The sequence below is a fragment of the Jeotgalibaca sp. A127 genome, assembly GCF_052266745.1.
In the GTDB taxonomy this organism is placed as follows: Bacteria; Bacillota; Bacilli; order Lactobacillales; family Aerococcaceae; genus Jeotgalibaca.
In genome coordinates this window covers 109,326-122,051 of the sequence record NZ_JBQPRC010000002.1, presented here as the reverse complement: position 1 = coordinate 122,051, position 12,726 = coordinate 109,326, and the positions used below count along the sequence as shown (strand labels likewise).

At 42.4% G+C, this 12,726-nt stretch carries 11 protein-coding genes; 4 read left to right on the top strand and 7 right to left on the bottom strand.

Annotation, left to right across the window (positions count from 1 at the left end; translation table 11 throughout):
• The first annotated feature begins 49 nt into the window (after positions 1 to 49).
• Positions 50 to 940: a serine hydrolase gene (locus ACTVAI_RS02865; RefSeq protein WP_443485834.1), complete on the top strand. Its 891-nt coding sequence runs from the start codon at positions 50 to 52 to the stop codon at positions 938 to 940.
• Positions 941 to 982: 42 nt separating this feature from the next.
• Here the strand turns inward: ACTVAI_RS02865 and ACTVAI_RS02860 are convergent, their stop codons facing one another.
• The 4 genes from ACTVAI_RS02860 to ACTVAI_RS02845 all read right to left on the bottom strand — a co-directional run bounded on the left by ACTVAI_RS02860 (position 983) and on the right by ACTVAI_RS02845 (position 4,282).
• Entirely contained in the window at positions 983 to 1,597 is a 615-nt protein-coding gene (locus ACTVAI_RS02860; RefSeq protein WP_443485833.1) for a CadD family cadmium resistance transporter, read from the bottom strand.
• Positions 1,594 to 2,112: a hypothetical protein gene (locus ACTVAI_RS02855; RefSeq protein ID WP_443485832.1), complete on the bottom strand. Its 519-nt coding sequence runs from the start codon at positions 2,110 to 2,112 to the stop codon at positions 1,594 to 1,596. Before ACTVAI_RS02855 ends, ACTVAI_RS02860 begins: the two co-directional genes overlap by 4 nt.
• A gap of 233 nt (positions 2,113 to 2,345) precedes the next feature.
• Entirely contained in the window at positions 2,346 to 3,350 is a 1,005-nt protein-coding gene (locus ACTVAI_RS02850) for a PfkB family carbohydrate kinase (protein WP_443472535.1), read from the bottom strand.
• 152 nt (positions 3,351 to 3,502) lie between these two features.
• Positions 3,503 to 4,282 (bottom strand): IclR family transcriptional regulator, encoded by a 780-nt coding sequence (locus ACTVAI_RS02845; RefSeq protein ID WP_443472536.1) that lies wholly within the window; start codon positions 4,280 to 4,282, stop codon positions 3,503 to 3,505.
• A 129-nt stretch (positions 4,283 to 4,411) separates the two neighbouring features.
• On the opposite strand from ACTVAI_RS02845, the gene ACTVAI_RS02840 reads away from it, so the two are divergent.
• Positions 4,412 to 5,413: a nucleoid-associated protein gene (locus tag ACTVAI_RS02840; protein ID WP_443472537.1), complete on the top strand. Its 1,002-nt coding sequence runs from the start codon at positions 4,412 to 4,414 to the stop codon at positions 5,411 to 5,413.
• 151 nt (positions 5,414 to 5,564) lie between these two features.
• Here the strand turns inward: ACTVAI_RS02840 and ACTVAI_RS02835 are convergent, their stop codons facing one another.
• Together ACTVAI_RS02835 and ACTVAI_RS02830 are read right to left on the bottom strand one after the other, a co-directional pair.
• Positions 5,565 to 7,337 (bottom strand): ABC transporter ATP-binding protein, encoded by a 1,773-nt coding sequence (locus tag ACTVAI_RS02835; RefSeq protein WP_443472538.1) that lies wholly within the window; start codon positions 7,335 to 7,337, stop codon positions 5,565 to 5,567.
• Positions 7,321 to 9,075: an ABC transporter ATP-binding protein gene (locus ACTVAI_RS02830; RefSeq protein WP_443472539.1), complete on the bottom strand. Its 1,755-nt coding sequence runs from the start codon at positions 9,073 to 9,075 to the stop codon at positions 7,321 to 7,323. The genes ACTVAI_RS02835 and ACTVAI_RS02830 overlap by 17 nt, the downstream gene beginning before the upstream one ends.
• A gap of 167 nt (positions 9,076 to 9,242) precedes the next feature.
• Between ACTVAI_RS02830 and ACTVAI_RS02825 the strand changes: the two genes are divergently transcribed.
• Positions 9,243 to 10,079: a helix-turn-helix domain-containing protein gene (locus ACTVAI_RS02825; protein WP_443472540.1), complete on the top strand. Its 837-nt coding sequence runs from the start codon at positions 9,243 to 9,245 to the stop codon at positions 10,077 to 10,079.
• A 137-nt stretch (positions 10,080 to 10,216) separates the two neighbouring features.
• On the top strand, positions 10,217 to 11,554 hold the full coding sequence (locus tag ACTVAI_RS02820; RefSeq protein WP_443485831.1) for a DUF1576 domain-containing protein: 1,338 nt from the start codon (positions 10,217 to 10,219) through the stop codon (positions 11,552 to 11,554).
• Between the two features lie 189 nt (positions 11,555 to 11,743).
• On the opposite strand, the gene ACTVAI_RS02815 is transcribed toward ACTVAI_RS02820, so the two are convergent.
• On the bottom strand, positions 11,744 to 12,484 hold the full coding sequence (locus ACTVAI_RS02815) for a sulfite exporter TauE/SafE family protein (protein WP_443472542.1): 741 nt from the start codon (positions 12,482 to 12,484) through the stop codon (positions 11,744 to 11,746).
• Between the last annotated feature and the right edge of the window lie 242 nt (positions 12,485 to 12,726).

The following is a 12,726-nucleotide window of genomic DNA, read 5'->3' as shown; positions in this document are numbered from 1 at the left end:
TTGCTTGCAACATGTTAATATGTTGTTAAAAAGATAATCGAGGCGGATTATGAATAAAAAAATTCAAATTTCACTAATTTTGCTGTTGGTAACATTTTTGGTGATTTTGGGCTGGGTTACTCTTTTTAAGGACGATGAACATTCAGTTGTGGAGAGTATCGCAATCTCGATGGAAAATGAATACGATATCGAACTGGGTGCGACGGTTGCGGAAACAATAAATGATGTTATGGTGTATTTTGATGTGGATGAGAATCAGATTGCGATTGCTTATTATGATTTTGTGGATGGCGAGCATTACTATTTAAATGCGGATCAAGCGATGTACGCGGCGAGTACAACGAAAGTAGCGATTGCGGCACTGTATGCGGACTTGATTGAGAATAGAATAATGGATTGGGATTCAAAATTGCCCTATTACGATTCTTATTATGAATCCGGCGAGGGTGCTGTTACGAACGCAGAAAAGGTAGATGCTTATCCAGTTGACGAGTTGATGCTGGAGATGTTGGTCCATTCTGACAATACGGCTACGAATGTGCTGGCTTTTTATTACATTGAAAATTTCAGTGGTGATTTTGAAAAATACCGTCAAGCGATTGCGGGACTGAGCGGACTGGAATACCTTCCCGATATTGTTTATACGGAAAACTATGCAACTGCTCGGATGTTGGAACAAACGTTGATTCATGTTGCAAATAATGATGCTTACACATTTATTATTGAAACAATGATGGAGGCGCAAGAGGGCTTTCGTTTGAAAGAACTTGTTTCTGTTGGTATGGCTGCGAAATATGGCAGTAGTGAGCAGTGGAATCATGATATGGGAATTTACTATGAGGATGGTGTTCCGATTTACGCCATCGTGGTTATGACGGAGGATGTTCTGGAAGCCGATGAATTTATGGGCATTTTGAATTTTTATTTGCATAAAATGTAAGCAGCACCTGGAATATTGTCCGGGTGCTGTTTTTGTTTCTTATCAAATTAAATCAAAAAAAGCTTGGATGGTGCTATTCTCAAATAAAATATAAATCCCGAGCCCTATAAAAACTATCGGAACAATGATGCGCTCATATTTTTCCAAGGTTTCCGAAATAAAGGATAGCTTGGCTAGATGGTGACTCGTATAGCAAAGAACAGGAATAGCTATTGCGAAAACGATGAGAGTCATGAAGATTGCAGTTATGTTGATAGAAGTGAAAAAAGGAATGTAGATTCCTAAATTATCACCACCGGCAGCAACGGTAATCAAGGCAACCGTGCGAACAAGATGGCTGCCTCCACGCGATTCCAATTTTTCAATTACCTCCTCTTCTTCAGTCTCATCTTCCCCTTGCATCGCCATCCGGATTCCCAAATAGATTGGAATAAATCCCAGCAGACCAATCATCCAGTCCTGGGGAATGTAGTGAAGGACATCGGCGGTGAACAGGCTGACTGCTACTAATATACCTGTCCCGAGGTATTGGCCTAGGTAAACGTGAGAAACGCTCTTTTTGCTATCGGCTTGAGAAAAAATAATCATCAGAATGAATAAGTTATCGATATTTGTGGAAATAAAAACTGCCAGTGCTGATAAGATACTTTGCATCATGTAAAATCCTCCGCAATCATGAATATAAAATGGTCGTTTGGATTCCAAACATGTAAGTCATCAGCCACATAACCACGCAGCCATAAATTACCTTCTATATTTCTCAAATAGAAACCTTTCGGGAATTCATCATCGAGGCTGATCCGTTCTGATGCTACAGTGATGGATCCTGATGGTGCTTGACGTTTTTGAACGGGGTTGTCCTTAACCCCTTCCGGCTGATTGAAATAAGCTAACCGCAAATGCGGCCCTAGTTCAATCGGGCACAACGTCAATCCTATCGTGCTAATTTGTTTTAAAATAAGTGGCATCGTTGCACCCTCTGGGAAACCCAAGTCTTTAACTGTAAGTTCAACCGTGTGGACGGTATTCTTCTTTTTTGCAGTGGTAAATCGTTCATCCATCAATAGCTGTTCTGCGTACTCATTCATCATAATACCTTTTTGTTCTAACCTACTCATGAGTTGTGTTGGTGTAAACCCACCAATTTCGACGGACCCCTTTATTAATCCCAAGTGCTTTCCTCCTTGCTGTGATTTCGCTTTTACCAAGAATCTATATTTTACTTCAAGCCTATACAATCAACAAGTTAGGCTATTTAAAGTGACTTACCGACAGTTTTGGAGGACTAAGTCATTTTAAATAAAAACAAAATGACTTACTGCCATTTTCGCGCCACTAAATCATTTTAAATAAAAATAAAGTGACTTAGTCTCCAAATTTCGGGACTAAGTCACTTTAAATTATATTAACGCTCTACTGAAGCGTCAGCGGTCATTGTTTTTTCAGTTTCCTCAACAGAGAATGGACTCACGTCTCCGTTTACGGTATGTTTCAAGGAAGAGAATGCTGTCGCAAAGTTGATGATATACTCTGGGTCTTTTTCTTCTAGAATGCCATGAAGAACACCGGCAGCGAATGCATCCCCGCCCCCAACGCGATCGATAATATGGTCCATATTCTGTACGGTTGAGTAGTAAGTTACGCCGTCTTTCCAAAATGTTCCTTGCAAAGTGTTATGCGTTGCAGAAATGACGTTACGTAAAGTTGAGTAGAAAATTTTGATATTCGGATACAATTCATTCATTTTTCCATAGTAATAATCCAATTCAAATTCTTGCTCGGAAATTTCCGGAACGCCAAAGAATGTGATGGCGTCACGTTTGCCAGCGGATAGGTAATCCACATATGGCAGGACTTCTTTCAAGAATGCTGTACACTCTTCAATGGACCATAGTTTGGAACGGTAGTTCACATCAAAGTTGACAGTCACGCCTTTTTTGTGAGCTTTCTTCATCAACTCTTTCGTTACTTTACGGCTATCTTCAGAAAGTGCTGCTGTTACACCCGTGATGTGAAGCATGGTTTTTCCTTTTAAAAGTTCATCCACATCCACTTCAGAAATTTTCATTTCCGCAATCGCAGAATGAGCGCGATCGTAAATGACTTTGGACGCACGCGGGCCTGCCCCAGACTCCAGATAGTAAGCACCTAAACGGTCGCCGCCGTAGATCACTTCACTCGCATCTACGCCGTACTTTTGCGTATGACGGATTGCGGATTGACCCAATTGGTTATCAGGTACTTTGGTAAAATACGTCGTTCTATGGCCAAGCGAGCTCAAGTTGATGGCAACATTCGCCTCTGCTCCACCGTAATGTAAACTCAATTGCGTTGTATCATAAAAATGCGTTCCGACCTGAGTTGAAAAACGCATCAACGTTTCCCCTACACATAAAATATTTTGTTTCATCAAACATCCCTCTTTTTCATGGTTTATGATTACGATTACATTTCCAAATAGGAAATTAGATATTCATATAAGAAACTTCTTACTCATTATATGACAGAAAAAAAAAGAGAGCAACCGTTTTCTATGAATTCATAGAAAAAGATTTTCCTCTCTTAGATATACATGTAAACATTTTCCAGTTCTTTTAAAATACCATTGCGGGCAGCCTTGATTGCAGCGGCAACTGTCGCCTCTTTTTCTGGTGTCCGGCGGTATGTCGGCATACTGACACTAAACGCGCCGTAATTTTTGCCGTTAACGGACAAGGTCGTACCCATGCAAAACACTTCAATCTGCTCCTCGCTGTTGTCGAACGCAATTCCCTGTTCACGAATCTCAGTGAGTTCATTTTTGATGGCCGCCTCAGTGACCAATGTATGTTGGGTAAAAGGCTTCAACTCCACTCGGGATAAATAAGCATCCAATTCTTCCTCCAATAATTCCGCGAGCATGGCTTTTCCCATGGCGGATGCATACATCGGTTTTGAGAAGCCAATTCGGGATGTCGTCACGACAATCGGGCGCATTGATTCCAGTTTGTTTACGTACAGAATCTCGTCGCCTTCGCGGATGGAAAGATGAACGGTTTCGTCCAATTTTTCATGGAGTTCTTTTAAATAGGGATAGGCTATTTTTGAAATGTCCAGATCCGCCAAATATTGATTGGCATAACGGACTAAGCCGCTTCCCAAACCATATGTTTTGTCGCCATCATTTTTTCTGACATACCCGATCAATTCCAGCGTTCCCAGGATTTTCAAAGCAGTCGGATTGGTCATATCCGTCGCTTTGGCGATGGCATGCAGGGGTTGCGAAACGTTGACCGATGCCAAGAAATTCAGTATTTTATCAGCTTTTATCAGTACCGTGCCGTACGGTTGTGGTTGCGTCATTTTCCTTCTCCATTCTCTTACTGTTGTTTAAAATATAAGTGATTTTCGAAATTAAGTAAAGGTTTGTTCTTTTGCGGGGTCATATTTTGTGAGATACTGGTACTTGTGATTTCAAAATGGAGGGACATAATGATCTATATTCAAGAAGCAGTTTTGCATATACTTGACTTAAATACAAATGAACCGATTTATTCATTAGCTGGATTGGATATTTCGGAAAAGTTCACAATTGACTATATCCATGCCATGATCGAAAAAGTAGAAGATTCCGATAATATGAAAGAAGGCACATTGCTGGCGGACAATCCGACTGTGGGGTTATTGGAAAATGTAGCCGATGATTTCATCGGGGCAACGCGTGCATTGACGGACAAATTCTATAATATCACCAAAGTGAATTACGAAATTCCGGCTGCAGACTTGCTGTTTGCTAAATTTACCTTGGACGAAGTTGCCTGTTTGGGGTTATTTAAACTAAACTACTCGGATAGTATTACACACCACGTATCGCAAGAGGCGGACACGCTGACGAATCAGTTGGTGGTGAATCGCGCGATTTTGCCGAGTGCGCGGCAGGCGATTCAGGAGGGTATGGTTTTGAATCTGGAGACGATGCAATACCATGTACTCGAGAAGAAGCATATGATTACGGAATTGGCGGAGAAGAAGTTTTATTTCACGGAAATGTTTCTCGAGGATCAGCCGAAACCGAGTCTGAAGGAAAATATTTCGATGATTAAAAAGGCGGTTCAGAAGACGAGCAAGGCGTTTAATGATGAGGAGTTTGTGGCGCTGGCGGAAACGAAACAGGCGATTGTACATAGTATGGAAGAAGAAAATGTGATTGATAATCATGTGATTGCAGATCAGTTGTTTGGTGACAATTACGCGAAGAAAGAGAAGTTCTTCCAGGAAGTCGAGGAGCTGGGGTATGTGGACCGGGCACCGGCTGAAGTTGCGGTGGCGGGACCGAAGTTTTCCAAGCAGAAGTTGCGTTTGAATAATGGCATTGAAATCAGCATCCCGATGGACTTATACCAGGACGCTGAGGTTGTGGAGTTCATCAATAATCCGGATGGGACGATTTCGGTCATGCTTAAAAATATTGAAAAAATAAAGAATTTATTTTAAACAGGACATAACGCTATCTGCCACGGAAAGTTATGTCCGAAAATAAAAATAAACGGACATAACTTATAGGTGGTCCCAAAGTTATGTCCAAAAAAAATATAAACGGACATAACTCATGGGGGTTCCCAAAGTTATGTCCGTTTTTTCCTTACTATAGTCTCTTCAACAATTCAGATTGTGTCTTGTACAAGTGGTAGTAACGACCGCGTTGTTGCAACAACTCTTGATGGGTACCGGATTCGAGAATCCTGCGGTCACCAATGAAGAAGATGCGATCACTGTTGCGGATTGTGGACAGACGGTGGGCCACAACGAATGCGGTCCGCCCCTCCAGCAACCGGTCGAGTCCCTCTTGCAACAACACTTCCGTTTGCGTATCGATACTGGACGTCGCTTCATCCAAAATCAATACTTTCGGATCCGACAACAAGGTCCGGGCAAAGGAAATCAGTTGGCGCTGACCTGCTGACAACGTACTTCCCCGCTCCTGAACATAGGTGTTGTACCCACCTTTCAGATCTTTGATGAAATCATGTGCACGCACGACTTTAGCTGCGGCAATGATTTCTTCTTCGGTGGCATCCAGCTTCCCATAACGAATATTATCCATAATCGTTCCGGAAAAAATAAACGTATCTTGCAACATGACACCCACTTCGCTCCGCAGGGATTTCATCGTCACATCGCGGATATCAATGCCATCCACCATCACTTTCCCCTTTTGAACATCATAGAAACGCGGGATCAAGTTGGTGATGGTAGATTTACCGGCCCCCGTTGGACCAACCAAGGCAATCGTTTCACCGGGATTTACTTTGAAAGAAAGATCCTCAAAAATATTTTGACCTTCTTTGTAGCCGAAAGTCACATTTTCGAAAACAACTTCCCCTTTGACCGGCGGCATATCGAATGCGTCCGGTGCGTCTTTTATCAACGGCTCCAAATCCATCATCTCGAACACACGCTCCAGATAAACCGTACCGGAAACCAGGGAATTATAGAAGTTACCCAGGTTGATGATTGGGTTCCAGAAGTTCGTCACATAGGCAACAAAAGCAATCAATACCCCGGTGGAAACTTCCACACCCAGTCCACGAATACCGGCGAAATAAATGAAGGCAATGGTCACACTAGAAATAATTTGTACCATCGGCCCCAAGATAAACTGAACTTTGACAGCCCTCATCCAGGCCACACTTTGTTGATTACTGACATCCGCAAAGATATCAAAGTTCATGCCCTCACGGGTGTAAGATTGCGTTGTCTTTATCCCTTCAATCGACTCATGAATGTAAGCATTCAGGTTCGCCTGTTTCGCACTCAGTTCCTCATAAGCAATCCTTTGCTTGTTTTTGATAACCATGGTGATGACAAACAATAAAGGAAGCAATAGGAAACTGTACAATGTCAGCACTACGTCAATCGACAACATAATCGCCAAGGTTACAACAATACTCAAGATGTCAGAAATAACCGTAATCAAGCCGGATGATAAAATATTACTCAAAGCATTGATATAGTTTACTACACGGGTCAAAATTTTCCCGTGCGGTCGTGTGTCAAAGAAGCGGAATCCTAATTTCTGGATGTGGTTGAACAAATCCGAACGGATATCACGCAATACATCCTGCCCGAGCTTCGTGATGTGGTAAATCCGGTAACGGATTGCTCCCGCATTCAAGACGGAAACAACGGTATAAAACACCGTGACCCAAATCAAAGCGTTCGTGTCTTGATTCGGGATGGCTGAGTCAATCACATAACTGATTAAATATGGACCCAGGATTAAGGCGAAGTTGGAAAACAATAACATCACCAATAATTTGAGGATATTGGATTTATAAGGTTTTAAATAGGACCCAATCCGCTTAAAGCCCTGGAAGTCTATTTTAGTTGATTTTGTGTCTTCAAATTCCATCTTCATCACCTACTTCCGCTTGTCCCAATTGTTCTTGATAAATTCGATAATAGAGTCCGCCTTTCGCGAGCAGGCTCTCGTGTGTTCCCCGCTCCACAATCCTACCTTTAGAAAGGATAATGATTTTATCGGCATTTTTAACCGAAGAAATACGGTTTGCGATAATAACGGTTGTTTGTTGGGCAGTAGAACCTTTTAGTCCCTCCTGAATTTTCACTTCGGTTTCCATATCGACCGCTGAAGTCGTGTCATCCAAAATCAAAATCGCCGGGTCCTTTATCAAACCACGGGCTAAGGACAACCGTTGTTTCTGACCACCTGACAAACCGCTTCCGCGTTCGCCCAAATAGGTATCGTATTGTTCCGGCATCCGTTCAATAAACTGACTGGCATCGGCCACTTCCGCTACTTTTTGAACCCGTTGGAAAGGTACTTTTGGGGCGCCGTAAGTAATGTTATGTTTAATCGTATCGGAAAACAGGAACACATCCTGCATTACCACTGCAATCTGTTGACGCAAATTGATGACATTCATTTCTTTAATGTCGATGCCATCAATCAATACCCGCCCTTTCGTTGGATCAAAGAAACGGGAAATGAGGTTGACGAGGGTTGATTTTCCTGAACCCGTTTCGCCCAATACACCTAACGTTTCGCCGGCTTTAATGCTGAAGCTGATGTCATGGATGACATCCACTTCCGGTTCATCGGAAAAGGCAAACGAAACATTTTCAAACGTAATATCGCCACGTAAACGCGGCACTTCAATTCGTTGTTCAATCGGAATCTGTGGCTTCACAGCCAGCATTTGCCTAATTTTTTGGGTACTGGCATCAAAATTTTGCAAGTCATTTACATGGTTCCCCAAGTTACGCATCGGCACATTCAACATCCAGATAAGGCCGTTAAAAGTAACCAAATCCCCGATGGTCATGGCACCATTCATTACAAACAAACCTCCCAGACCAACCGTGATGATTGCTAAAAACCCGGCAAACACTTCAATGATCGGCAGGTAACGCGCAGAAACCTTGGCAGAGTCCAGGTTGCGTTGACGAAAGTCTTCGTTGTAACGATTGAACTTCTCAATCTCGAACGCTTCCCTCCCGAAGGCGCGGACCACTTTGTTCCCACTGATATGTTCCTCCACCACTGTATTCAAGCGCGAAAAACTTTCTCGAATTTGGTAGAAAGCGCGGCCGGCATTGCGAGATAACAGGACCGTGAAAAAGGCTATGAACGGCGTAACAATCAAGAGTGACAGCGTTAAGCGCCATTCTATCGCACTCAAGAAAATGAGGGCCGAAATAAAGAGCACAATGTTATCCAAAATATTATAATAAGCCCAAGCCACAGCATGACGAACCGCATCCGTATCCCCTGTCATCCGGGCCATAATATCCCCTACGCGATTGGTATTGAAGAAAGTAAAATCGAGTTCTTGTAACTTAACATATAAATCCTCACGAATTTTGAACAAGACATCTTGACTGATTTGTTCAAATCGAATTTGATACAGATAGCGTATGACCATTCTGATGATCGTTATCCCAATTAAGAGCCCCAGTAACGGCACCAACCATTCTGTTTGTCCGTTGGTAATAACTTGGTCAACAATCGTCCCACTAATATAGGGCGTTGCGATATTGCTGAGGGCAATGAAGATTGTTAAAATGCTGGCCCATAACCAACTCATACGATACGGTTGAAGGTATTTTTTTACCCATTTAATACTGCTGTTCATCGTAGTTCCGCCTTTCTTATTCATTTGCTTACTATTTTAAAGGAAAATCATTCTAAATCGAATGGATTATACACTCAAATGTAATGGACAAAATTATCAAGAGCCATTTTCATGGCTAGAAACCAGAGAAAAAGCTATAATTCTATTGATAGACAGGAGGTGGCGCGATGCTTAATATTGATTCCAAAACATTCAATCCGGAGATCCTTTATGTGTTTGATTCCGAAATGATTGGTCCAAGATCAGGTAAAAATCATTACCATGATTTTTTTGAAATATCCATTATTTTAGAAGGCCAATCCGAATATACAATTGAAGGTGAAACGCGCCTCTTGGAAAAAGGTGCCATCTTATTATTCAATCCGGGTGTTTACCATTATGAACAAATTCCCAAAGGCATGCATAACCGCCAAATCCATATTGGAATCAGACATTTTTCCATCGACCGCTTTCCCCGTGATTTTTTCCCACTGGAAGCAACGATTGTGCACCTGAGTGAATATGAAGATGTTTTTTTCGAAACTTGCTTTGAAATTATCAAGGAACGGAACGAGCGCAAGAGTGGTTATGATATCATTTTGAAATCGTTGGTACTAAAATTAATGGTTTATATTTTGCGGGACAAGAGTACGGACCAGCTGGAGGACAAAGAGCTGGTGTTGACGGATGAGGAATTGGAACGGCAACAGTTAGTTGATGGAATTAAGCTATATATTGAAACGAATTATCGTGAGGATTTGACTTTGAATCGGATTGCGGAGGCTTGTTATGCCAGTCCGGCCACCATTTCCAGAATATTCAAGGACCAACTTGGGGAATCACCGATTAATTATTTAATTCGGTATCGGTTGGAGAAAGCGAAGACACTTCTGGATAATACGGAGGATATTTCCATTAAGGAAACGGCACACTTGATTGGGTATGAGGATGCGTTGTATTTTAGTAAATTATTCAAGAAGTATTACGGCAGTTCGCCGACTGATTATGCAAAACGCAATAAGTAAACGTTATCGTAAATATGTTGTCCAGTCACGAAAATACTCGAAAAATACACATTATTGACTTGCCAATAAAACGCTAGTTATAGTAAAATTAAACAAATTAATTTGCTACGTCACTTTTTTTGATTGGGAGGAATGTTATGACGGTAATACCATTAAATACAGCTTCAAATTTTCAGCCGTTGCCGACAAAAGTGCTTTATCGCTTGTTTGTCGGCATTTCATTTGCAATGATCCTACTGGCTTTTACTTTTAATACACCTTGGGAGATATGGGATGGGTTTTGGCTCATCACCCGATCTCCTGCTAACTTATTGACTGACTACATGGCCTTGGCAAACCCGGGCGCGACTTTAATCAATGCAGCAGTGATGACCCTGCAGGCACTCGGTGTTGTCTGGCTATGTCGGGCAAAAATAACCGGTCCCGTTATTTCGGCGTTATTTTTGATTATCGGGTTTTCATTTTTCGGGAAGAATTTTTATAATTCAATGCCGATTGTGCTTGGCGCACTCGGCTATGCGAAAATAACGCATAACCCGTTAGAACGCTCGTTGCTGGCGGCGTTATTCGGAACAGCTCTTGGTCCTTTGGTCAGTGAGTTGACCTTTAATCAAGGGTTGTCGTTACCGGTTGGATTAGTGGTTGGTATTTCCGCTGGCTTTATCGCCGGGTTTATTTTACCACCATTAGGACATCATGTTATTAACTTTACCAAGGGTTTTAGTTTATATAACGTTGGCTTTACGTGCGGGTTCGTCGGAACGATTTTCATCTCCATCATGCGCAGTTTCGGTATGGAAATCGAGGCAGTAACGATTATTTCAACGGAGTATACAGTGGCCTTCAGCACGATTTTACTCGGATTTTTTGGGATAATGGGGCTTTATGGTTTTGTTATTAATAGGTTTACACTGGCTGGTTTGTCGCGCATTTACAAACATACCGGTCAATTATCAACGGACTTTATTGATATTGGCGGCATCGGCGCAACCATTATTAATATGGGGTTGCTGGGAATCTTTTCTACCCTTTTCATCTTATTATTGGGTGGCGATTTAAGTGGACCCGTCATTGGTGGCATTATGACTATCGTTGGTTTCGGATCTTTCGGAAAGCATCTACTCAATATTGCACCTATCATGATTGGGACGACGTTGATGTCGTATATTACAGAGCATTTGACGCAAGATCCCAGTATTTTAATTGCGATTTTATTTTCCACCACTTTGGCTCCGATTGCGGGTCGTTACGGAACAGTGGTTGGTATTCTCGCGGGTGCGATACACCTGACGTTGGTTGTGAATGTTGGTTTTTTGCACGGCGGGGTTAATTTATACAACAATGGCTTTGCCGGCGGTCTTGTGGCTGGAATGATGGTACCGATTTTGGATGCCATTCACGCTCACCGGGCAGCTCGTTTCAACCCACAAAGTGCTGAGGTCGATCCAGCCGAGGAAATTGAGACGTTGGATTAATAATGGGTTTATACAAAGAGGGTGAGACTTTTGTCTCACCCTCTTTCCTGTATACGAATATCTGTATTCTAAACGTGCGACAAAAGGCAGCCCCGACGTCCACTTCACGAATAATGCTCAGATGGCCTGCGACCATCTTGCGCTTATTCGCTCCAGTGGTTCGGGGCTAACCGCCTTTTGTCCCACTCCCTATAGTATTAAACGTATTGCGGTGACCGCAGTCATCACGATGACGAGACGACGATACCATCTTTCACTGATATGGTTGACAATCCAGATACCACCCACTGCACCAAGCGCGATGAATGGGATGGCAAAGCCGGTATATTTCACGGTTTCAAAGTCAATCGTGCCCCAGAGAAAAATGTGGAACGGTAGTTTGATGACATTCATCAGGAAAAAGAACCAAGCTGTCGTTCCGATCATCGTTTCCTTCTTAAGATTCTGTGCCAGAATATAGACGTTGAAAATAGGGCCTGCTGCGTTTCCTATCATGGAAGAAAAGCCGCTCAGCACTCCGACAGCACTTTTCAAGACCGCGTTATCCGGTAAAGGGATCGTTTGTTTTTGATATTCGCGAATTGCCAAAAGGACAACACAGATGATGACGATAAGCCCAATTAGGAATTTGAATTGGGCGTCATTGATCCAGGCACCGATGACAGCGCCGGCGATTATCCCTACAACGGTAGCGGGAATCAATTTAAGCACATCACGGACATTCCCTTTTTTACCGTATTTGAAGATGGCAACAAGATCTCCGACCATCAACATGGGTAACATAATTCCTGCCGAACTTTTTCCACCAAAGATGATGGCCATCATCGCCACTGCCGGAATCGTAGCGCCCTGGATTCCAGCTTTTGAAAATCCTACAATTAGAGCACTCGTTACAAGCATTACCATTTCAATTGTTTCTAACCCAAACATCTCACACCGCCTCAGAGTTTTAAATTAACTATAGCATATGCGAGGGATTTAGGGGCATCAAAGATTTCATTTCCAAACGACTCTGGTTTTCAAGATAAAAAAAAGAAACCTGCGTCCTCCGCAGGTTTCTCAAGCTTGATTATTCATGTTCGTTTTGTAGTTGTTTACCGTAAAGTACAACCGCATTTAATAGTTCTTCCCAGAATGTTTGTTTTTCCATCATTATCTCTCCTCTTATTTTC